Source organism: Rhodococcus sp. WB9 (assembly GCF_007558985.1).
Taxonomy (GTDB): Bacteria; Actinomycetota; Actinomycetes; order Mycobacteriales; family Mycobacteriaceae; genus Rhodococcus_F; species Rhodococcus_F opacus.
This window is the reverse complement of sequence record NZ_CP041769.1, coordinates 4,286,354-4,305,064: the sequence shown is the minus strand read 5'-3', so window position 1 is coordinate 4,305,064 and position 18,711 is coordinate 4,286,354. Positions and strand designations below refer to the sequence as shown.

Below are 18,711 nucleotides of genomic sequence, written 5' to 3'. Positions count from 1 at the left end.
CCCACGGGCGGTCCGTTCGATTCGCCGACGGCGTTGCATGACGGCACTATTCTCATGCCACGTCGTACGTTCGAGTCGAAAGGACGCCCATGGCTCGTGTGCAGTTCCGGTCCCCGTCGACGGGACGCAATGTTCGCGCTGTGTTGTTCGATACCTTTGGCACCGTTGTCGACTGGCGCTCCGGTATCGCCGCCGCTGTCGCGGACTACGCGGCGCGCCATCAGCTCGAGGTGGACGCAGTTGCGTTCGCCGACCGGTGGCGTGCCCGTTACCAGCCCTCTATGGATGCCATCCTTTCCGGCACCCGCGAGTTCGTGACTCTCGATATCTTGCACCGCGAGAACCTCGACTTCGCGCTCCGCGAATCGGGCATCGACCCCTCGGATCACGATGCCGGAGAGCTCGACGAGCTCGCGCGCGCCTGGCATGTGCTCACCCCCTGGCCCGACAGCGTGCCAGGTCTCACGGCACTCAAGGCCGAGTACATCATCGGCCCGCTCTCGAACGGCAATACCTCACTTCTGCTCGACATGGCCAAGAACGCCGGAATCCCGTGGGACGTGATCATCGGCTCCGACATCAACCGAAAATATAAACCTGATCCCCAGGCTTACCTGCAAACGGCGCAGTTTCTCGGTCTTCATCCGGGCGAGGTCATGCTCGCCGCCGCCCACAACGACGACCTCGAAGCCGCGCACGCTGCGGGACTGGCCACTGCGTTCATTCTCCGGCCCGTCGAGCACGGACCGCACCAGACCGACGATCTCGCGCCAACAGGCAGCTGGGACATTTCGGCCACCGACATCACTCATCTCGCAGCGCAGCTCGGTGAGGGATCGACAGGGTTCAGGTGAAGTGGCGAACCTTCGGGTCGCATGCCTCACATCTGTCAGGTAATCCTTGACGCCGCGTTCCGCCTCTGTCAGGCTATGCCTGACAGAAATGGGAGGTTGTCATGGAACTTGTCGAACGCGCCGTCAGCGCGGATATCAACGCCGCTGCTCGCGCGGTGATAACGGCGGCGGCCGCCGAAGCGAGCCGTCACGCTGACGAAATCATCGGCACCGGACCGCTGCCCGGTACGGCTGAGTGGGACGCCGAGCAGGGTACGGACATTCCCGAAAAGCGGACCCTGGCCTGGCATCTGCTGAGTCTTCGCATCCAGCTCGCCGCCGGGCTGGACGGCGTCGAAACCGTTCTCGGCCTGCGCTTTCAGGGAGCGACGTGGGCGACCATCGGGAAGGCCGCCGGGATGACCCGTCAATCCGCGCACGAGCGGTGGGGTTCCCGCACGACCGCCCTGCTCGACCCGATGGGGACCGGCCTGCCCAAGACCGTCGCTGACGACGATCCGAGCTGAACCGGGACGTGGTGGAACTCGGGGCGACAGAGGAGGCGCCGCCGTCGGAGGGGCCGGTCAGTCCCGGTACTGCGGGGACGGTGGTCCGGGTGCCGGGCCGAGCGACGACAGCCACCGATCGTAGAGAGCAGTCCAGGTTCCGTCTGTGCGCAGCCGTTCGAGTGTGCCGTTGACGAACCGGACGAGGTCGTCGTTTCCGGGAGCGAGGCCGATGGCGTATCGGGCGGAATCGGTTTCGGGACCGACGATTTCCAGATTCGGATCCTGGGCGACGAGACCGGCGAGGACGGCAGCCCCTGCGACCGCGTCGACCTGTCGCTGCTGGATGGCCATGAGGCAGTCGTCCCAGTCGGGTACCGCAAGGATCGTGGCTTTGGGGGCCATACGCGACAGCGCCGACACCGACGCCGCGTCGTGGTGCGTGCAGACCCGTCGCCGGGCAAGGTCGGCAGGACCGGAGATACCCGACCCGTCCCGCACCACGAGCCGGCGGGATGCCTCGAGATACACCGTGGAGAGCGCCAAGTCCTGGGAACCCTCACAGGGGAGGGCAACCGGACGCACGACCATGTCCGCGTCGCGGCGGGCGAACATCTCGGCGCCGTCATCGGTTCCGAGCGGCCGGAACTCGACCCTGGTGGGATCGCCGAGTAGATCACGTGCAACCTCCCGCGCGAGGTCGACACCGAATCCGGTGAGGGTGCCGGTAGTCGGGTCGCGGAAGCTGAACAGGTTGGTGTTCTGGTCGACCGCGACGACCACCGTGCCGCGGGCACGGATATCGCCGAGAGTGCCACCGAGGCTCGGAGGCCCCGGACGGAGACTGGCCTGTGCTGCACATGCCGACGGCTCCGTGGCCGGCGTCGGGGCCTCGGACGGTGCGATGAGCTGGGCGCCGGCCGACAGGGGGAACTCCGTGAAGTCCCCGGAGAACCTCGGGGTGGGTGCATCGGGCGCGCCGCAACCGGCAATCAGGACAGCTCCGAGCACGAGGCTGCCGAGCAGCCGAGCGGAGCGCGGTCGCCGTTCCGGGTGTCGTCGCACCATCAGTGGTACTCACTCACTCTGGGCTCGATCCCCGCGACGACGGCGAGCGCTGCGGAAACGGCGAGCACGATGCCACCTACGGCGAGCGCCGCCATCGTGCGGTACGACTCCCGCATCGCGTCGAGTTCCTCGGTGCGCAGAGCCGTGATGGCGTCTTCGAGCGCTTCGTCGAGGGCCCGGAACTGGGCCGTCGATGCCGTCGATCCTGGACCGACCGCAACGTCCGCCGCGCCCTGGTAGTCGCCGTCTGCGAGCTTCTGCTGCAGGTCCCGGTGCGCGCCCCGCCATCCGTCGAACGCGGCGGACGCCCCGCTGATCGTCGGTGCGACGACGGTGTTCCGCGACGCGTCCGAATTCAAAATTTCGGCGAGTGCGTCCGTGTGCCGGGTGTAGTCGCTCCCGGCCGGATCGAAACCCGGACGAAGCAGTCCGAGCGTCTCGTCGGCGCGGGCCTGCTGGGCGAGGATCCTCGCCTTCGTGACCGCCGCGAGGGGCTCCGCGCCGTCGATCCGTGCGCGTTCGCTGGCCGACGTCGACAACAGCCCGGCGACCACGATCCATACGACGAGAGCAGCCAGCAGGACGGTCGCACACGCCAGTCCGGGATTGACCCGGCGGTGGCTTCGATGCGCCACGTACGTGTGCGCGACGGCGAGGACGACGACCCCGGCCGACGCGACCACTATGGCGGTGGCGGGCAACCTGGCAGTGTGGGACTGCGTGTCGGCGACGGCGCGGGCCTGGTCGTTGTACAGGCGTTCGGCCAAAGGCAGGATGGTGTCCTGCATGAGAGCCGATGCGGTTCCGAGATATGCCACCCCGACCGGATTTCCCGCGGAGTCGTTGGACCGTGCGGTCGCCACCAGGTCCGTGTACACGGCGACGTGACGCGACATCTCGGTGAGCAGTCGCAGCGATTCGACGTCGCCGGAGGTGACGCCGTACGACGCGGTGACGAGTGCGTTCGAGGCGTCGCCGATCGCCTGGTTGTACCGGTCACGCACCGCCAGCGGCTCGATGGCACCCGCGATGAATGACGACGTCGCTGCCGCGTCGGCGATCGACAACGAACTGAACAGGTTCTGCGCGGCGTCCGCGAGCGGTTCGGTGTGGGCGCGAAGGGTTTCCATGCGCTGCTGCCGCGCGGCCACCACGGCGGACGTCACGAGGCCGGCCGTCAGCGCGACCGCGACGAGGACGACGGCGAGGAGGGAGAGGCGTCCGGGTGTGGACGCAAGGAATTCGCGCCAGGGGCGCCGCCGGACCTCGGGTTCGACGAGCAGGGATTCGTTCAGGAGATGCTCGGCCGGCGAAGTGTCACGATCTCCGCTGGATACGACGCCGCGGTCCTGGTGGAACACCTTCTCCTCCTCATCCCTGCACACAGTGTGCGCCGATCACGGTCGGAAAACACCGAAAGCATCGACGTGCGCGAGTAGCCGGCCTCACCCGCGGGTACCTCCAGACTGGGCACGATCGGACTGGAGATCCGCGGGTCATGAAGACAAGCTCATGAAGACAAGCTCATGAAGACAAGGGTGCGCGCGTTCTGCGTCGCGGCTGCGGTCGCAGCGATGGCGCTCGGGGCCTGCGCGGCCCCTGCGCCGCGGGCCGACGACGAAACGGAGAAGGTCTTCTTTTTCTTGCCGAACACGACGACCACCCGATTCGTGGAGCGAGACGAACCCTTGTTCACCGACTTCCTGGAGCTGTTCGCGCCGGAGGCGACGGTGACGGTCCGCAACGCCGAGGGTGATCCTGCCCGTCAGCAGAGCCAGGTCGAGTCGGCGATCGCGGAGGGCGCGTCCGTGCTCGTGCTGATCTCCGCGGACGCGAGATTTTCGGGTGGCGCCTTGACTGCCGCCGCCGAGGCGAACGTTCCGGTGGTGCTCTACGACCATGACGCGGTCGGTGGACCGGCAGACGTTCAGGTGATCTTCGATCCACTCGAGGTCGGCCGACGGCAGGGGAGCCGCGCCGCGGATCTGATCGCCGCGATGCCCGGCGACGGTGTGAAGATCGCCCGGGTGGAGGGAAACCTCGGTGAATACGGAACCCGTCAATTTCGGCTCGGTCAGGACGAGTATCTGCAGCCACTCGCCGACAGTGGCAAGATCCGCGTGGTCTGCGAGACCGCGATCGACGACTGGGACCCGGCCGAAGGTCAGGCATTCGCGGAGGAATGCCTGACCCGCGAGAACAACGACATCGCGCTGTTCGTCACCATGAACGACGACCTGGGAGGCGGAATCGTCGCGGCACTGGCCGGCCGCGGGCTCGCCGGACGGATCCCGGTCACCGGGGGACAGGACGCCAATCTCGCTGCGCTGCAACTGATCGCGCAGGGAACTCTCGACAACACGATCTTCAAGAATCTGTCCGACCAGGCGAAGGTCGCCGCGCAGCTGACCACATCGATCCTCCACGACGAAGGCATTCCGGAGGAGATGATCAACGGCACGATCGACAACCAGTACATGGCCGTGCCGACGGTGTTCCTGCCCGTGCAGAACATCACGAAGGACAACCTCCAGGTCGTGGTCAACTCCGGCTTCTACACGTGGCAGCAGATCTGTGCGCCGGATCCGGCATCCGCGGTGTGCGGGGAGCACAGCTGAGCCGGGCGGAATTCGGCGAGTTCAGCTCAGAGGCGCGATGACACCGCGGTCGCCGATTTCGGCGCCGACGTCGATCACCCGCCCGGCCAGCGACCAACCCGACGGTCCGCGTCGCCACTCGTCGCGGTACTCACCGAGGCACTCGTACGTCGCGCCGGCACGGTCGCCGAGGCCGACGTGAAACGCCCGGAAATACGACCGAGTACGCGCCGCGTCACCGTCGACGTCGACGCGGATGTTGCCGAGCAGGTGCTGGGTGGCGCCGCAGACGTCGAGGTGGGAACGGACGCAGGCGACCACGTCGGCCCGCCCGGTCCGCCCGTAGGCCACGACATCTTCGGTGAGCGTCGCCGCGAACCCCGGCCAGTCCTTCGTGTCGAGCAGGACGGCCACGACGTGCAGGCGGTCGGTGATCCGGACGCGGTCGGGAGCGGGCTCGGGCATGGCTCGATCTTCCTCGGAGGGCCGGCCGCGTCGGCCCGGAATCTCGCTGATCGAGACTGTCCGGTGGCGTAACACCGTCGGGCTGCGCGTGGGGTGCGAAGGTTGGGTCGCATACGGTGGCAGTGGCTCGCCGGGCGGGCCGCATCGAGGAGGAATCGGTAATGAGTGCACGTACACCCAAGGAGCGCATCCCCAGCCAGTGGGAGGAGATCACAGCCGCCGACCCCGGGCACTCGACGTGGTACGTCGAGCGGTTCCGGGCGATGGAGGCGCAGGGCAAGGACATCGTGGGAGAGGCGCGCCTGGTCGATGCAATGCTCGGCCGTGGCGGTCGGGTACTCGACGCGGGGTGCGGACTGGGCCGCCTCGGCGGCTATTTGCACGATGCCGGTCATGTCGTGGTGGGTGTCGATGTGGATCCTGTGCTCATCGACGTGGCGAAGGAGGATCACCCCGGTCCGACGTGGCTGGTCGGTGACCTCGCGGAGTTGGATCTGCCGGCCGACGGCATAACAGCCGATTTCGACGTGATCGTCTGTGCCGGCAACGTGATGACTTTTCTTGCGCCGTCGACCCGCGAGTCGGTGCTGGCGGGATTCGCCTCCCATCTCGCCCCGACCGGTCGCGTGGTTGTGGGGTTCGGTGCAGACCGGGGCTACGAGTTCTCGCAATTCCTCGCGGACGCTCAGGCCAACGGCCTCACGGCAGATCTGCTGCTGTCGACGTGGGATCTGCGCCCGTTCACCGGGGATTCCGACTTTCTCGTGGCGGTGTTTTCGCGCGCGCACTGACCACCCCTTCCTGGAGCGAGAGGAGCACGGTGAGGGCAGCGGTTGCATCGAGCAAGGCTCGGGAGCGTGCTGTGGTGGCCTGGTCGCGGGCAGCCAGCACGGCGCCGATGTCACCCGATCCGGAAGTGTGCCCGAGTTGTGCCAAGACCCCGCGGAGAGGTGCGATGCGATAATCGGCCTTTCGCAGCTGATGCACGACGCGAGCGCCGCGGACCTGGGTTGGGGAGTACCGGCGCGCTCCGGTGAATGTGTCCCGGTCCGGGACGACGAGTCCCTCTGTGTCCCAGTGCCGCAACGTGGAGGGGCGGATGCCGAGGGCGACGGCGAGTTCGCTCACGCTCATCCAGTCCGAGGCCTGCACGTCGTCGATCGGTTCGGTCGAGATCACATCGGCGGCCTGCTTCGCCAGGGCCAGTTCGGTTCGTTCCGCGTGGAGTCGGGCGTGTGCCGCATCGAGGAGAGCGACCGTTGTCGCGGCCGGGCACGTGTGCACGCTGCGCATGATCCGTTTGGCTTCGACCGGGCCGGCGCCGATGGCGAGTTCGCGATAGGCGAGCGCGGCCTGCACATGCGCGTCGGTGTAGATGCGGTATCCGGTTGCCGTGCGGGTTGCGGGAGGCAGCACCCCATCGCGTTCGAGGTTGCGCACGTGCTGCACGGAGCACCCGGCACGCCGGGCGACATCGACTGTCCGCAAATGACGCGATTGGAGACTTGGCACCGTATTTCTCCAACGTTTGCTCCTCGAGGTCTCCACAAGCACTTTAATGAAACGCTGGAAGCTATGACCATGGACGACATCATCGACTTCGTCGAAGGCCTCGGCGACGTTCTGACGCTCAGGCCTGCCCCCGGCGACGGTTCGCCGGAGATCAGCTGGGGTGACACCTTCTTCTACTACTCACCGGATCGAATCGTTCCCGACAGGACCCAGCCCTTCGCCACGATCGTCATCAAGAACTACCCCGGCGACGAAAGCTCGGGTCTGGACCGCGCGGGCGCGTTCCGGGTGAACATCCACGCCGGGAAGGAGGCATTCATCGAGGCAACCGGCCACGCACTGCGAGAACAGGGCGTCGCCGACGCCGGCGTGCCCGACACCGTCATCGCGCATCCCGTCTACGGCCCTTTGGGCTGGCTGGCGGTCACCGAGCCTGGCTCTCGCTCCGGCGAAGTCACTCGAGAGTTGCTGCGCGGGGCGCACACCCTGGCTCGCTCGCGCTACGAGCGACGAGCGGAATCCACCCGACGCTGATACGAGAAAGGCGCGCGGGACCGAGGACGACGAAAACTGGCGTCGTCCTCGGTCACGCGTCGTCACATCTGGTAGATCTGGCTGCTGTTCCGTCCGACGAGGAGTTCGTCGAGCGTCATGCTCTGGTCCCTGCGTTCTTGCCGTTGGTCGCGTTGTCGGTCGTGGCGGGGGCCGTCACCGTGGTCACCGCGGTCGCCGGGGATGGCGGGTGCGGCGACTGTCGTGGCGGGATGGTCGGCTGCTGTCGCGACGGCGGTGGTGGCTCCGAGAGGGATGACGGCGAGCGCGGAGGCGACAGCGGCCGTGGCGAACCGGTTTCGCAGGCGGATTCGAGGGAGACGGGTCACTGCGCCCGAAGTATTCGCCGCGTGCGACGTCTCTGAGTGGGGAAGTGAGGTGTGCATTTCGTAGTGTCCTGTTCGAATGCGTGGGCCCAACGTCCACAGCTACTCGAATGGTGTCGGCGAAGGCCCGGAACGTTACACCCGACGGTCCAGGAATTTCGTTTCCACAGTGAATCCCTCCCGTAGTGGAGATGCTCTCCATGGATGAATTCCCGAGTCCGTACTACCGTCGCAGTGACCGCAGGCGGGCGCCGTGACGCGTCGGCCGGGACCAGTGGGGGACAGGAGAAGCAGTGCCTTCCATCGAATCTGGCGGGGCTCGAATCGACTACACCGTGCATGGTGACGGCCGATCCTCGTCGAGCGTGGTTTTGCTGGCGGGTTTCACAGTCCCCGCCACGTCGTGGCGGTATCAGATCCCGTCGCTGATCCAGTCAGGTCACCGCGTCATCGCGGTGGATCTGCCGGGCCACGGAACGGCTCCCGCCATGCTGCCCGGCACGACGATGCAGACACGCGCCGGACTCGTGCACGCCCTCATTGAGCAACTCGACCTGCAGGGTGCAGCAATGATCGGAGGCTCGATGGGCGGAAGCACGATCTGGTCGTACGTCGACACGTACGGCACGGGGCGGCTTCGCGCCGCGGTTGTGGTCGATCAGACTCCGCGGATGCTCAATGCACCGGAGTGGGCGTACGGGTTCTACGGCTACGACCAGGAGAAGGTCGACACATTCTTTGCGGACGGGATTCCCGCGACCGGCCACGGCACCCCGATCTGGAAACGCGGCATGCGGTTGGTCCGCCTGCTTGCCGCGATGGGCCGCGTCGACCGAACCCTGTCGCCACCGGAACTCGCCCTGTTGAACGATCATGCGAAACGCGACTGGCGTTGGACGATCCGTGCGAGCGATCTTCCCGTGCTCTTCGTTGCCGGTTCCGACAGCGAGTTTTGGCCGTCAGCACACGCCGCAGCGGCCGCAGCACTCGCACCGAACGGAGCATCGACCGTCGTCGCGCGCGCAGGCCACGCGACGAACATGGAACGACCACATTCGTTCAACAGGGCTGTCGCCGAATTTCTCGATTCCTCGTCCTGAGCCCCGAACCGTGGCAAGCGCCGCCGCGGTCGCTACCGGTCAGTCGGCGGACCGCACGACGACCGTGCCGCCGATCCCCGCCGCCTCCAACGCCGCGATGGTGCCGAGCGCGGTGCGGGCAGGCACCGGTTGCTCGCCTTTGCCGGCAACGGCGGTCGCGAATTCCGTGTAGTAGTCCTGATCCGCACCCCGTTGCGACGGGTGCGTTTCCGCGCCCTCTGCGGTGTGGAGGACGCCCCACCGTTCCCGTCCTTCGTAACCCCACCCGGCGGGATCGTCGACGGGCCGCGTCCCCGCGAACAGAGTCTGTGCCTGCACGTCCGTACCGTCCGCCACATAGGCGCCCAAGCTGCCGAACGCCCGCAGCCGTCCCTCGAGGTTGACCTTGCTCGGGGAGACGCTCGAGTAGACACCGCTGCGGTGAGCGATATTGACGACGAAGCCGGCATCGGTGCGCCCCTCCGGCCGGTCGACATAATCGAGGTGGGCGTCGACCCTCTCTGCCGGACCGAGCAACCACAGCATCTGGTCGACGACGTGTGCGCCGATGTCGCGCAGTAGCCCGCCGGTCGTGCCGGCTTCGAGCGTGTCGGCACCGTCCAGGTCGAAATGGGATTCGATACGCCAGACACTGACCTCAGTGTGCGGATGTCGGCGTGTATCGACGGTTGTGATAGACGCTGAGCAGCACGCCGGCGTCTTCGGCGGCTGCTACCAACTCGCGGGCCGTCTCGACATCCGGCGCGAAGGGGTTGTCCGCGACCACGTGCACACCGCGCCCGATCGCCTCGAGTACGAGTTCGCGCCGCGTCTGCGGTGGGGTGGTGATCGTGACGGCATCGACGCCGGAGTCGTTGAGCCCGCCGAGGCTCGAGAACACCGGTACTCCGGGGAAGTCGGCGGCGGTCCGGGCGACACGTGAGGCGGAGCGGGAACTCACTACCCGGTGCCTGTACAGCAGGAAGTCGCGGTGTCGGGGGTCGAGAACCGCGCAGTGCCATGCCACGATGAGGTGGCACGATGAGTTGCAGGGAGGCGACGACATTGCCGGAGCGATCAGGACCCCACGCCGACGATCCGTTCAGCGGTCGGCAGCCAACCAGTCACGAACGGATGACGGGACGCCCCTGGGATGCGTCATACCACGAGGGGCCTGCGCCGTGGGATGTCGGCCGGCCGCAGCCGGCGATCGTGCGGGTGGCATCCGAAGGTGGATTCGCCGGAGCGGTGCTCGATGCGGGATGCGGGACCGGCGAGAACGCTCTTCACGTCGCCTCGCTGGGATTGCAGGTTCTGGGCGTCGATGTGGCGGAGACGGCACTGGCGATCGCCCGTGAGAAGGCCGATGACCGTCGGATCGAGGTCGAATTCGCGGTGGCCGACGCGTTCCAGTTGGACAGTACGGGGCGCCGGTTCGACACCGTGCTGGACAGCGGACTGTTCCACACGTTCGACGCCGCCGAGCGACCACGCTACGTGGCGAGTCTGGCGTCGGTGACCGAACACGGCGGAACCGTGTATGTGTTGTGCTTCAGCGACGATGGTCCCGATACCGGCCCGCACCCCGTCCGCCGGGACGAGCTGAGAGCGGCGTTCGACCCCAGCGATGGATGGACGGTCGCCGCCATCGAGCCGGACCGGATCGAGACGAGATTCCACGACGACGGCGCACCGGCCTGGTTCGCGACCATCGAGCGGATCTAGTCGGCGGGCGGTTCGGCCCGGTGAACGGTCGGCATTTCGTTCGTGTGTGCCGTCATTCGGCGTTGCCGGTCGGGAAGTAGACCGACCCGTCGCTACCTACGCAGCCGCCCTGGACGGGGCCGGGACCGAAGTACGCGCCGTTGACCTGACCGGCGCCACCGGAGGAATTCGACCCGACTCCGGCTCCCGCGACGCCGACTGCCCCGCAGGTGTAGCTGTTCGAGTCGCCCGGCTCGCTCTCGACCTGAACCTGTGTTCCCGGAGTGTTCGGATCCCCGTGCAGATTCGGTGCCGCGGCCGCGACACCGGGTGCGGCGAAGATGGCGAGTGCGGCGGCCGCCGCGAGCGCCGAGCGCATTGCGAATGTGTTCATGCGATTCACCCTCGATTCGGTTGGCGCCCCGGATTCAGCTCGCCCGGTTCCGGCGGGCCGTCTCCCGCGACGCATTCGTCTCACAGTAGGACCCCAATTATCGTTCGCTCCACCCTGAAATCCCACCCCGGGTGTGCACCGCGTGAATCGGCCGGGCGGCACGCTCCAACCACCGTCCTTGACATGAAGTGGACTTTAGGTTTCACGATGGGTCGCAGATGTCACTGGAGGCAAGGAGTCTGCGATGAACGGCACCAGGACGGCGCTGATCACAGGAGGATCGGCAGGGCTGGGACGGGCGAGCGCACTCACGCTCGCGGAGCGCGGCTGGGAGGTGATCGTCACCGGGAGGCGGGTCGAACCGCTCGATCGGGTTGCCGCGCGGGCACACACCATCACCGCACTCCCCGGTGACGTGACCGATCCGCGGCAGCGCGAGCGCATCGCCGTCGAGATCGCGGCGCGGGGGCGACTGGACCTGTTGCTCAACAACGCCAGCGCGCTCGGACCCAGCCCGATGCCCACCCTCACCCGGTATCCGGAGGACGCATTGGCGCAGGTCTTCGCGACCGATGTGCTCGCACCGCTGGCCTTGATCGCCGCGCTGATCGCGCATGTGCGGAATGCGGGCGGGACCGTGATCAACATTTCGTCGGATGCCGCGGTCGAGGCGTATGCGGGCTGGGGCGGTTACGGGGCGGCGAAGGCGGCGCTCGACCACGCGACCGCGGTGCTGGCGGTCGAGGAGCCCGGCCTGGCGGTCTACGCCTTCGATCCCGGCGACATGCGCACCGAGATGCATCAGGCGGCGTTCCCCGGCGAGGACATCTCGGATCGGCCCGATCCCGAGACCGTGGTACCAGCGTTGCTGCATTTGCTCGACACGAGCCCACCCAGCGGCCGGTACCGTGCGGCGGACCTCGCGGTCGCAGCGAACACGGTGGTGTCGTCGTGACGCGCGCACGGGTCGCCTCCGCGGCCGAGTTCCGGTTCGTGCTGCCTCAGCGGTTGGAGGCGAGTGGTCCACCGGAGAGCCGGGGGTTGCCGCGCGATTCGGTGCGGCTGCTGGTATCCGATCGGGGCAGGGTGGAACACACCAGATTTCACGAGCTGCCGCGCTTCCTGCAGCCGGGCGACGTGGTGGTGGTGAACGCGTCGTCGACGTTGGCCGCGGCGGTGGACGGGACCGTCGGCACGTTGGGACCCGTGGTCGTGCACTTCTCCACCGACCTCGAGGATGGGGACTGGGTGGTCGAGGTGCGAGCGCCGGGACCGGTCTCCGTGGCCCTCGACGCGGTCGCGGCGGGAACACGGATCATTCTGCCGCGCGGCGTTGTTGCGACGCTCGTGGAACCGTGGCCCCTCGGTTCGACCAGGCTGTGGCGGGCCTCGATCGACGGCGTCGCGGACGTAGCCGCGGAACTGCTCGCCACCTCGGGCCGTCCGATCACCTACGCGTACGTCCACGAACGCTGGCCCCTGTCGTCGTACCAGACGATCTTCGGACGCACCGGTGGAAGCGCCGAGATGGCCAGCGCCGCCCGGCCGTTCACCCATCCGATGGTTACCGATCTGGTGACGTCGGGCGTGGTGGTGGCGCCGATCCTGCTGCACACGGGTGTCTCGTCGCCGGAGCAAGGGGAGCCACCGATCCCGGAGCGGTACGAGGTGCCGGAGCAGACGGCGCGCCTGGTCAACGACCGGCGCGCCGCCGGAGGTCGCGTCATCGCAGTCGGCACCACCGTGACGAGGGCCCTCGAGACCCAAGCCGCTTCGGACGGCATGTCGCTGGCGGGCGCCGGCTGGACGGACCTGGTACTGAGCGCGGCGAGGCCGACACGGGTGGTGGACGGCCTGATCACGGGCTGGCACGCGCCGGGGGCGTCGCACCTGATGCTGCTCGAATCGGTGGTGGGGGAGGCGGCCGTCCGTCGCGCCTACGACGAGGCGCTGGCACACGGCTACCTCTGGCACGAGTTCGGGGACAGTGCGCTGTTGCTGCGACGGTGACGCCGCGCCCACGCTTCTCGACAGCGACCCCGGGTGCGAGTTGACTGAAGGTGGTGATCTCGGCAAATCAGAAGGGATCGCAGAGAGCAGGACGTCGTCATGAACATGGGAAAGAAGATCCGGCACAAGGTCGAAACCGCCGAAGGCGCCACCAAGAAGGCTGTCGGCAGGGCCACTGGGAACGCCCACCTCGAGGCGGAGGGGAGCAAGGAACAGGCCAAGGGCAACACCAAGCAGATGGGAGACAAGTTCAAGGACGCGGGCAAGAAGATCAAGAACGCCTTCAAACATTGATCGAACCTCGGTGAGTCCGGACTATTCGTTCGACAGCAGCGGCCCCAGCGGTCCGAGGTCGATGTTCAGGTCCTCGGGCGTGAGATCGAAATGCTCACGCAACTCGGCCATCCGCTCCTCGAGGAGCATGAGTGTCGTGCCGATGCGTTCGATCTGCTCGTCGCTGAGATCGCCGTGTTCGACTCGGCGTATCGCCTGCCGTTCCATCAACTGTCGTAGTAGTTCGACGATCGTCAGGACCAGCGTGACCAGGCCCTTCTCGACGGATTCGGGGTCGGCGTCGATTCGCTGCGGAAGAACCCGGCGACCGATGTCGGTCGGTGCATCCGAATCGACGGGCTCGGACTCAGTCATCGGCGGGGTCCGGCCCGGCCGGGTCGGGGACGAGTGCGCTGACCGATGCGATGAGTGTGCGCAGCGAGATCCGGACCATGTCGACGTCGGCGAGCGACAGGGTGATCTCACCGGTGATGACGACACCACCGCCGAGCACCCGATCGAGCAGGTCGACGAGCGCGATGCGGCGAGTGTCGTCCGCGGGGACCATCTCGCTCATGGGCTCACCCGTCGATCCCGGCGAAGGAGTACGGCGGCCACGGTCCGGTCAGATCCAGTGTGATGCCCGGGTGTTCGGTGTCGAGTGCCGACACGAGCGCAGCGAAGTCGTCGACCCGTGCGTTGTCCACGAGGTAGGTGCCGTTGAAGATCATCCAGGCCCGTTTGCCGGTCAGCACCGGATCGGTGACTTGCCGTCGAAGCCCGTCGACGGCATGGCCCAGGAGCGCGGAGTGAATCTCGTCCGCGTGGCCGGCTGCCCTGCGTTCCACGTCTTGCTGTGCGCTCAACTCCGCACGACGACGCAGGAGATACGCGGTCCCCTTTCCCGCAGTACCCGTCGCGGAAGGCTCCTCTTTCACGTTCTGCGCCAAAGCCTTCGCGTCTCCGTACGCTTTGACACCCCATTCGCTTCGTCCGGTCACCCGACACAGCGTTGTGCTGAACTCCTCCTGTCGTTCGTCGAGGAGGAGGCGAACGCGATCGTCGTCGAGGTAGAGGGTCGCCAACCGCAATGGAACGGTGGGACCGTGGCGCAGTACGGCAGCCACCACAGCGTCGTGTGCTCTCGCGGTTGCCGCGAGCCAGTCGAGATCCTCGAGGTTGCGCTGCAGCGGGTCCTGCCCGAATTCGCTCAGACTCACCGTCCCCACCACCGCGACCAGACCCGCCGACGCCACCGCGCGGACCGGTTCGCCGGCCACGCCGGTGACCCCGGCGAGTTGTGCGTCGCCGATGTTGTCGGTGGTGATGCTGTAGAGCCAGACACCGTCATCCGCGGTCATCGTCTTGCTCCTGACGTTTCGCCTCCACCTCGACCGTTTCGGCGGCCTCGACAGCAGGGCGAACAGACCTGTCGGACTCGAGTTCGGCGATCCGCTCCCGCAGCTTCCGGTTCTCGAGTTCGACGTCGCTGTTCCTGCCGGTCAGCCAGGGGTCGTGCTCCCACCAATCGATGCCCACCTCCTTCGCGGTTTCCAGCGAGGCGATCACCAGTCGCACCTTGATGGTCAGCAGTTCGATGTCGAGCAGGTTGACCTGGATGTCTCCGGCGATCACGAGCCCCTTGTCGAGTACCCGCTCGAGGATCTCGCCGAGGTTCGTCGACTGGTGCCCACCGCCCATTCCGCCGCCCGAACTCTGCGGAAGGTTGCTCGCGCCGCCGCCGGCGATGGTCATGACTGCGCGCTCCCGCTGTCACCGACACCGCGGACGTAGCGGCGGGTTCTGCGGTAGGACAGGAGCTCTCCATCCAGATCCAACACCACCTCGTACATCGCGAGCATGTCCGTCGACGACGGTATTCGCCGGTCCTCGACTACCTCCACCTCCACCGTCCAGCCGTCGTCGGTCGGCATGACCGAGGTCGCACCCAGTGGTTTCTTGCCGGTCAACTGCGCAATGTCACGCGTCGCGATCTCGGCGATCTCGGGTGCCGGCAACGGTGGTGGCTCCTCTTCTGCCATCGCCCGTCACTCCTTTTCCGGACCGGTGGGATGTGCTGTTCCGGTCATTCGATCGAGGATGGCCTGCTGTGCCTGCTCTTCCTCCTCGGCGGAGATCTCGCCTGCCGCACGGGCGTCCTCCAGCTCCTCGAGCGCGCGGCGCGCACTCGCGGGATTGTGGAGTTCCTCCTCGACCTGTTGCTGTATCAACTCGGCCAGCGAGATCACCCCGCGAACGGGGGCGAGTGGCAGGGTGGCGATGAACGACAGCAGACCCATCGGTCAGCCCTCCGGCTTCTGCGTCACCACGAAGTCGTAGGCGGCGAGCGGTCCGAGCAGGCGCATGTCGACCCGGCCGTCCCACTGCTCGGCCAGTTCTCCCACCGCCTTCTCGAGTTCTTCCTGCCGGGCGACCTCGACGAGGACGGCTACTTGCGCGGCCTCCTCCTCGTGCGTCGGTTCCCGGACGTTGACCGAATCGGACAGCGAGTCGAGTGCCTCGACCACCTTCCGGGTGTCTTCGTCGCGCTTGGCCTCGATGGCGTTGCTCACGATCTCGCCGAGGGCCATCCGGGCGTCGCGGGTGGTCTCCTCGGGCTGATCTCGGATCGTGCCGAGCAGCTTGCTCGCCTGTTCGTTCTCTTCGATTATTTCTCGGAGGATCGCCTCCTCGACGTATCGCCCCTTCACGACGTATTGTGCTCGGCCTTCGAGTTCCTCCAGCGCGGCGGCGAACTCCTCGGCGTGTGCCGCGAGTAACTCCTCCGCGACGGCGTCCTCATCGGTCATGACCGCCCCGAAACGAAGTGGGAGCACCGGTGCCACCCGAGACGTGCCGTCCAGCACGTGCGCATGGGTTCGGAGGTCCTCGGGCTTACCGAGCGGTCTGTCCACTGAAATTTCGCTCACGAGCGCTGCGATGTCGCCGTGCTTGACGGTGCTGACCGGTCCGTCACATACGCCGACCGCGTCTTCTTCGGCTTCCACATCGGCAGGCACGATTCCGTACACGTAGACACCGCTGGTGCGCGGCTCGTCGGTGCTCTGGTTTGACGTAGACATCACTTGTCCCCTCGAGTGGACTTGCGCGAAACCCGTTCGCGCTCAGGTTCTTCCTGACCTCCGCCGAGGATGTCGCCGAGTTTCTCGCCCGCGGACTCGAGTGCGCCCTTGGTTTTCGACTTGGCACCACCCTCGGTGACGTCCCCGACGAGATCCGTCAGGCCCTTCGGCTCGCCACTGCCGATTTCGAGCCGGTTCACGGCCTCCGCGAACCGCAGGTAGGTGTCGACACTGGCGACCACGACGCGTGCGTCGATCGTCAGCAGTTCGATGCCGACCAGCGAGACACGCACGTAGGCGTCGATGACGAGACCCTTGTCGAGGATGGTGTCGATGACGTCGGCGAGGCTACTCGAGCTGGGACCGCCGCTGACTCCGCCGCCACCTCCCCCCGCCGGTTGTATCGCCGTCATCGCCGTGCTCCTTGTCGCGAGCCCGCCGTCTTCGCGGCAGTCTTGCGCGGGCGACCTCGCCGTTTCGGGGCCTGATCCTCAGCGGCAGCCGCGGTCTTGCGCGGGCGACCACGGCGCCGCGGCGGCGGTGCTTCCTCGTCCTCGTCCTCGTCCGTTTGTTCGCCGGCGTCCTCGTCGGTTTCCTCGGTGTCGTCTTCGGTGGTTTCCTCAGCCTCGTCGCCTTCAGCCTCGTCGCTCTCAGGCTCCTCGCCTTCGGGCTCTTCACCCTCGCTCTCGTCCGTTTCCTCTTCCTCGAGATCCTCCGATTCCTCCGGCTGCGTCTCGTCCTCCTCCTGCTCGACTACCTCCCCGTCCCGGATCTCCCCGCGCCAGCCCTCGACTTCGTCGGGATGGAGAACGGCCTGTGTCATGACATGGCGTGCAAAGTGCTTCAATTCCAGCCGTGCTCGTCGCCCCTGTGCACGCCACAGGTTCCCCGTCTTCTCGAATAACCCCTTCGGGTGATACTCGAGGATCAGAACGATGCGGGTGAGATCGGGAGTCACCTCGTGGAACGTCACCGCCCCGTCGATGAACCCCTTGGCGCCCTTCGAGCGCCACACGATCCGCTCGTCGGGAACCTGCTCGAGGATCGTCGCTTCCCAGGTTCGGTGCGACAGGAAGATCTGTGCCTTCCATTCGAGCTTTTCGTCCGATTCCTGTTCGACCCGTTCGACCTTCTTCATAAACGACGGAAAGTCGGCGAATTGGGTCCATTGGTTGTAGGCCAGCTGAACCGGGACTCCGACATCGATCGTTTCGACGATATTGGTCAACTTGAGCTTCTTGCCCTTACCGCCACCGCCACCACCGGTGACCGCGTCCTTCACATCCGACGCCGTCTCTTTCACCTTGTCGGTCAGCCCGGAGAACAGTGACTTGCCGTCGCCCTTCTCGTCCCCGTTGCCGTCACCCTGCTGCTCTTTGCCGGTGACCGCGGACAGCAGGCTTCCGCCGCCGCCCTCGGCGTAGTCGGTGAGCCTCCCGGATGCGTTCTGCACCTTGTCGGAGACGGTCGAGAGTGCCTTGTCGGCCACCGTGCCGACCAGCTTCTGCATTGCTTCCTGCAGCACGCTGGACGATCCGTTGCCTTCACCCGGCGCGGTTTCTCGCAATTTCTTCGCGGCGTTCGTCATCGTGCTCACCGTCCGCCGCGCCGGACGGGCGCAGAATTAGTCGTGGCTTTCGCCCGTGTCTTGCGGCCCCTGGTAGGGGCCTCTTCGTCATCCTCGTCGGACTTCGCGCTCCGCGATCTGCTGGTCGGCCGGGAGCTGCCGTTGCTGGAAGTCCGTCGACGCGCGGCGGGGCGCTTGCGTGGGGGCGCGGATTCCTCGTCGGCGGCCTCTTCCTCGTCGGGTTCCTCGTACTCGTCTTCCTCGTCGGCGTACTGTTCGTCCGGCTCTTCCTCGACTTCGGCTTCGTCGTACTCCTCGTCCTCGGACCGGCCGCGTCGCTTGCGACCGAGTTTTCCGAGCCTGCTGAGCTTGCCTACGGAATTGCCGACACCACTCGCGGTGTCGTCCACGGTGTCGCCAACGTCGCCGACGACTTCTCCGCCGCTCGACAGGAGGCGGCTGTTGAGCGAGTTGATACGTTGGCTTGCGGCGGTGACCGCTGCGGCCTTCGCCGCGCTGACCAGCTCTTCACGCACCGAGTCGCTGATCTTGGCGAACTCGGGGGAGCTCGCGAGCATCTTCGTACCGCGTTCCAGTAAATCTCGTGGCCCGCCGGGGAAGCGTCCGGTCGCACCCGCGGCCGCGAGCATCAGTGCCATCTTCATTCGGTGTGTACGGCCGAGCATGTATCCCGCGCCGACGGCCAATGCCACCTGACCTTTGGTTTTCATCGTCGAACCCC

The 18,711-nt window shown here is 66.7% G+C and carries 26 protein-coding genes and 1 pseudogene; 10 read left to right on the top strand and 17 right to left on the bottom strand.

Annotated features, from left to right (window positions below; translation table 11 throughout):
* Positions 1-89: 89 nt before the first annotated feature.
* Together FND50_RS19830 and FND50_RS19825 are read left to right on the top strand one after the other, a co-directional pair.
* Positions 90-854, top strand: a complete 765-nt coding sequence (locus FND50_RS19830) for a haloacid dehalogenase type II (protein ID WP_005564579.1) — start codon at positions 90-92, stop codon at positions 852-854.
* 101 nt (positions 855-955) lie between these two features.
* Positions 956-1,360 (top strand): hypothetical protein, encoded by a 405-nt coding sequence (locus FND50_RS19825; protein WP_144286814.1) that lies wholly within the window; start codon positions 956-958, stop codon positions 1,358-1,360.
* Positions 1,361-1,417: 57 nt separating this feature from the next.
* Here the strand turns inward: FND50_RS19825 and FND50_RS19820 are convergent, their stop codons facing one another.
* Together FND50_RS19820 and FND50_RS19815 are read right to left on the bottom strand one after the other, a co-directional pair.
* Positions 1,418-2,407, bottom strand: a complete 990-nt coding sequence (locus FND50_RS19820; RefSeq protein ID WP_144286813.1) for a glutamate ABC transporter substrate-binding protein — start codon at positions 2,405-2,407, stop codon at positions 1,418-1,420.
* Entirely contained in the window at positions 2,407-3,768 is a 1,362-nt protein-coding gene (locus FND50_RS19815) for a hypothetical protein (protein ID WP_144286812.1), read from the bottom strand. Before FND50_RS19815 ends, FND50_RS19820 begins: the two co-directional genes overlap by 1 nt.
* 165 nt (positions 3,769-3,933) lie before the next feature.
* Here FND50_RS19815 and FND50_RS19810 point away from each other — a divergent pair, with 165 nt between their 5' ends.
* Positions 3,934-5,025: a substrate-binding domain-containing protein gene (locus FND50_RS19810; protein ID WP_144286811.1), complete on the top strand. Its 1,092-nt coding sequence runs from the start codon at positions 3,934-3,936 to the stop codon at positions 5,023-5,025.
* Positions 5,026-5,046: 21 nt separating this feature from the next.
* On the opposite strand, the gene FND50_RS19805 is transcribed toward FND50_RS19810, so the two are convergent.
* The gene (locus FND50_RS19805; RefSeq protein ID WP_144286810.1) at positions 5,047-5,469 is read right to left on the bottom strand and encodes a nuclear transport factor 2 family protein; all 423 of its coding nucleotides are present in this window, start codon (positions 5,467-5,469) and stop codon (positions 5,047-5,049) included.
* Positions 5,470-5,630: 161 nt separating this feature from the next.
* On the opposite strand from FND50_RS19805, the gene FND50_RS19800 reads away from it, so the two are divergent.
* Positions 5,631-6,260 (top strand): bifunctional 2-polyprenyl-6-hydroxyphenol methylase/3-demethylubiquinol 3-O-methyltransferase UbiG, encoded by a 630-nt coding sequence (locus FND50_RS19800; RefSeq protein ID WP_144286809.1) that lies wholly within the window; start codon positions 5,631-5,633, stop codon positions 6,258-6,260.
* On the opposite strand, the gene FND50_RS19795 is transcribed toward FND50_RS19800, so the two are convergent.
* A complete protein-coding gene (locus FND50_RS19795; RefSeq protein WP_260850531.1) occupies positions 6,211-6,957 on the bottom strand; it encodes a MerR family transcriptional regulator in 747 nt (248 codons plus the stop codon). The genes FND50_RS19800 and FND50_RS19795 overlap by 50 nt on opposite strands.
* A gap of 87 nt (positions 6,958-7,044) precedes the next feature.
* On the opposite strand from FND50_RS19795, the gene FND50_RS19790 reads away from it, so the two are divergent.
* Positions 7,045-7,515: a DUF6194 family protein gene (locus tag FND50_RS19790; RefSeq protein WP_144286807.1), complete on the top strand. Its 471-nt coding sequence runs from the start codon at positions 7,045-7,047 to the stop codon at positions 7,513-7,515.
* Between the two features lie 62 nt (positions 7,516-7,577).
* Here the strand turns inward: FND50_RS19790 and FND50_RS19785 are convergent, their stop codons facing one another.
* Complete coding sequence (locus FND50_RS19785) at positions 7,578-7,862, bottom strand: hypothetical protein (RefSeq protein WP_260850530.1); 285 nt, start codon at positions 7,860-7,862, stop codon at positions 7,578-7,580.
* 290 nt (positions 7,863-8,152) lie between these two features.
* Here FND50_RS19785 and FND50_RS19780 point away from each other — a divergent pair, with 290 nt between their 5' ends.
* Complete coding sequence (locus FND50_RS19780; protein WP_144286805.1) at positions 8,153-8,959, top strand: alpha/beta fold hydrolase; 807 nt, start codon at positions 8,153-8,155, stop codon at positions 8,957-8,959.
* Between the two features lie 39 nt (positions 8,960-8,998).
* On the opposite strand, the pseudogene FND50_RS37600 reads toward FND50_RS19780, so the two are convergent.
* Positions 8,999-9,920: pseudogene (locus tag FND50_RS37600) on the bottom strand (Gfo/Idh/MocA family oxidoreductase).
* 152 nt (positions 9,921-10,072) lie between these two features.
* On the opposite strand from FND50_RS37600, the gene FND50_RS19770 reads away from it, so the two are divergent.
* Positions 10,073-10,663, top strand: coding sequence for a class I SAM-dependent methyltransferase (locus FND50_RS19770; RefSeq protein WP_144286804.1), 591 nt, complete (start codon positions 10,073-10,075; stop codon positions 10,661-10,663).
* A 52-nt stretch (positions 10,664-10,715) separates the two neighbouring features.
* On the opposite strand, the gene FND50_RS19765 is transcribed toward FND50_RS19770, so the two are convergent.
* The gene (locus FND50_RS19765; RefSeq protein WP_144286803.1) at positions 10,716-11,036 is read right to left on the bottom strand and encodes a hypothetical protein; all 321 of its coding nucleotides are present in this window, start codon (positions 11,034-11,036) and stop codon (positions 10,716-10,718) included.
* A gap of 244 nt (positions 11,037-11,280) precedes the next feature.
* On the opposite strand from FND50_RS19765, the gene FND50_RS19760 reads away from it, so the two are divergent.
* The 3 genes from FND50_RS19760 (at position 11,281) to FND50_RS19750 (ending at position 13,340) form a co-directional block, all read left to right on the top strand.
* Positions 11,281-11,991: an SDR family oxidoreductase gene (locus FND50_RS19760; RefSeq protein WP_144286802.1), complete on the top strand. Its 711-nt coding sequence runs from the start codon at positions 11,281-11,283 to the stop codon at positions 11,989-11,991.
* Positions 11,988-13,046 carry an S-adenosylmethionine:tRNA ribosyltransferase-isomerase gene (locus tag FND50_RS19755; protein WP_144286801.1) on the top strand — a complete coding sequence of 353 codons (1,059 nt, stop codon included), beginning with the start codon at positions 11,988-11,990 and terminating at the stop codon, positions 13,044-13,046. Before FND50_RS19760 ends, FND50_RS19755 begins: the two co-directional genes overlap by 4 nt.
* Before the next feature lie 99 nt (positions 13,047-13,145).
* The gene (locus tag FND50_RS19750) at positions 13,146-13,340 is read left to right on the top strand and encodes a CsbD family protein (protein WP_005262636.1); all 195 of its coding nucleotides are present in this window, start codon (positions 13,146-13,148) and stop codon (positions 13,338-13,340) included.
* Positions 13,341-13,361: 21 nt separating this feature from the next.
* On the opposite strand, the gene FND50_RS19745 is transcribed toward FND50_RS19750, so the two are convergent.
* The 10 genes from FND50_RS19745 to FND50_RS19700 are packed head-to-tail and all read right to left on the bottom strand — an operon-like array spanning position 13,362 to position 18,700.
* A complete protein-coding gene (locus FND50_RS19745) occupies positions 13,362-13,694 on the bottom strand; it encodes a gas vesicle protein K (protein WP_005262635.1) in 333 nt (110 codons plus the stop codon).
* Positions 13,687-13,896, bottom strand: a complete 210-nt coding sequence (locus FND50_RS19740; RefSeq protein WP_005262634.1) for a gas vesicle protein — start codon at positions 13,894-13,896, stop codon at positions 13,687-13,689. Before FND50_RS19740 ends, FND50_RS19745 begins: the two co-directional genes overlap by 8 nt.
* 4 nt (positions 13,897-13,900) lie before the next feature.
* Positions 13,901-14,680 carry a GvpL/GvpF family gas vesicle protein gene (locus FND50_RS19735; RefSeq protein ID WP_144286800.1) on the bottom strand — a complete coding sequence of 260 codons (780 nt, stop codon included), beginning with the start codon at positions 14,678-14,680 and terminating at the stop codon, positions 13,901-13,903.
* Complete coding sequence (locus tag FND50_RS19730; protein WP_005262632.1) at positions 14,667-15,074, bottom strand: gas vesicle protein; 408 nt, start codon at positions 15,072-15,074, stop codon at positions 14,667-14,669. Before FND50_RS19730 ends, FND50_RS19735 begins: the two co-directional genes overlap by 14 nt.
* Positions 15,071-15,361: a gas vesicle protein gene (locus FND50_RS19725; RefSeq protein WP_037206337.1), complete on the bottom strand. Its 291-nt coding sequence runs from the start codon at positions 15,359-15,361 to the stop codon at positions 15,071-15,073. The genes FND50_RS19730 and FND50_RS19725 overlap by 4 nt, the downstream gene beginning before the upstream one ends.
* Positions 15,362-15,367: 6 nt before the next feature.
* The gene (locus tag FND50_RS19720; protein WP_005564558.1) at positions 15,368-15,619 is read right to left on the bottom strand and encodes a gas vesicle protein GvpG; all 252 of its coding nucleotides are present in this window, start codon (positions 15,617-15,619) and stop codon (positions 15,368-15,370) included.
* Positions 15,620-15,622: 3 nt separating this feature from the next.
* Positions 15,623-16,402, bottom strand: a complete 780-nt coding sequence (locus FND50_RS19715; protein ID WP_005564556.1) for a GvpL/GvpF family gas vesicle protein — start codon at positions 16,400-16,402, stop codon at positions 15,623-15,625.
* Complete coding sequence (gene gvpJ / locus FND50_RS19710) at positions 16,402-16,815, bottom strand: gas vesicle protein GvpJ (protein ID WP_005246459.1); 414 nt, start codon at positions 16,813-16,815, stop codon at positions 16,402-16,404. The genes FND50_RS19715 and gvpJ overlap by 1 nt, the downstream gene beginning before the upstream one ends.
* Positions 16,812-17,990: an SRPBCC family protein gene (locus FND50_RS19705; protein ID WP_144286799.1), complete on the bottom strand. Its 1,179-nt coding sequence runs from the start codon at positions 17,988-17,990 to the stop codon at positions 16,812-16,814. The genes gvpJ and FND50_RS19705 overlap by 4 nt, the downstream gene beginning before the upstream one ends.
* A gap of 5 nt (positions 17,991-17,995) precedes the next feature.
* Positions 17,996-18,700 (bottom strand): hypothetical protein, encoded by a 705-nt coding sequence (locus FND50_RS19700; RefSeq protein WP_144286798.1) that lies wholly within the window; start codon positions 18,698-18,700, stop codon positions 17,996-17,998.
* Positions 18,701-18,711 lie beyond the last annotated feature (11 nt).

What these genes read in the sequence shown, in the direction of transcription:
- FND50_RS19750 (WP_005262636.1), top strand. Translation starts at nt 13,146, where the DNA reads ATGAACATGGGAAAGAAGATCCGGCACAAGGTCGAAACCGCCGAAGGC.
- FND50_RS19705 (WP_144286799.1), bottom strand. Translation starts at nt 17,990, where the DNA reads ATGACGAACGCCGCGAAGAAATTGCGAGAAACCGCGCCGGGTGAAGGC.
- FND50_RS19720 (WP_005564558.1), bottom strand. Translation starts at nt 15,619, where the DNA reads ATGGGTCTGCTGTCGTTCATCGCCACCCTGCCACTCGCCCCCGTTCGC.
- FND50_RS19825 (WP_144286814.1), top strand. Translation starts at nt 956, where the DNA reads ATGGAACTTGTCGAACGCGCCGTCAGCGCGGATATCAACGCCGCTGCT.
- FND50_RS19800 (WP_144286809.1), top strand. Translation starts at nt 5,631, where the DNA reads ATGAGTGCACGTACACCCAAGGAGCGCATCCCCAGCCAGTGGGAGGAG.
- FND50_RS19725 (WP_037206337.1), bottom strand. Translation starts at nt 15,361, where the DNA reads ATGGCAGAAGAGGAGCCACCACCGTTGCCGGCACCCGAGATCGCCGAG.
- gvpJ (WP_005246459.1), bottom strand. Translation starts at nt 16,815, where the DNA reads ATGACGGCGATACAACCGGCGGGGGGAGGTGGCGGCGGAGTCAGCGGC.
- FND50_RS19700 (WP_144286798.1), bottom strand. Translation starts at nt 18,700, where the DNA reads ATGAAAACCAAAGGTCAGGTGGCATTGGCCGTCGGCGCGGGATACATG.
- FND50_RS19715 (WP_005564556.1), bottom strand. Translation starts at nt 16,402, where the DNA reads ATGTCTACGTCAAACCAGAGCACCGACGAGCCGCGCACCAGCGGTGTC.
- FND50_RS19790 (WP_144286807.1), top strand. Translation starts at nt 7,045, where the DNA reads ATGACCATGGACGACATCATCGACTTCGTCGAAGGCCTCGGCGACGTT.
- FND50_RS19765 (WP_144286803.1), bottom strand. Translation starts at nt 11,036, where the DNA reads ATGAACACATTCGCAATGCGCTCGGCGCTCGCGGCGGCCGCCGCACTC.
- FND50_RS19760 (WP_144286802.1), top strand. Translation starts at nt 11,281, where the DNA reads ATGAACGGCACCAGGACGGCGCTGATCACAGGAGGATCGGCAGGGCTG.
- FND50_RS19820 (WP_144286813.1), bottom strand. Translation starts at nt 2,407, where the DNA reads ATGGTGCGACGACACCCGGAACGGCGACCGCGCTCCGCTCGGCTGCTC.
- FND50_RS19830 (WP_005564579.1), top strand. Translation starts at nt 90, where the DNA reads ATGGCTCGTGTGCAGTTCCGGTCCCCGTCGACGGGACGCAATGTTCGC.
- FND50_RS19735 (WP_144286800.1), bottom strand. Translation starts at nt 14,680, where the DNA reads ATGACCGCGGATGACGGTGTCTGGCTCTACAGCATCACCACCGACAAC.
- FND50_RS19770 (WP_144286804.1), top strand. Translation starts at nt 10,073, where the DNA reads ATGACGGGACGCCCCTGGGATGCGTCATACCACGAGGGGCCTGCGCCG.
- FND50_RS19810 (WP_144286811.1), top strand. Translation starts at nt 3,934, where the DNA reads ATGAAGACAAGGGTGCGCGCGTTCTGCGTCGCGGCTGCGGTCGCAGCG.
- FND50_RS19745 (WP_005262635.1), bottom strand. Translation starts at nt 13,694, where the DNA reads ATGACTGAGTCCGAGCCCGTCGATTCGGATGCACCGACCGACATCGGT.
- FND50_RS19805 (WP_144286810.1), bottom strand. Translation starts at nt 5,469, where the DNA reads ATGCCCGAGCCCGCTCCCGACCGCGTCCGGATCACCGACCGCCTGCAC.
- FND50_RS19730 (WP_005262632.1), bottom strand. Translation starts at nt 15,074, where the DNA reads ATGACCATCGCCGGCGGCGGCGCGAGCAACCTTCCGCAGAGTTCGGGC.
- FND50_RS19740 (WP_005262634.1), bottom strand. Translation starts at nt 13,896, where the DNA reads ATGAGCGAGATGGTCCCCGCGGACGACACTCGCCGCATCGCGCTCGTC.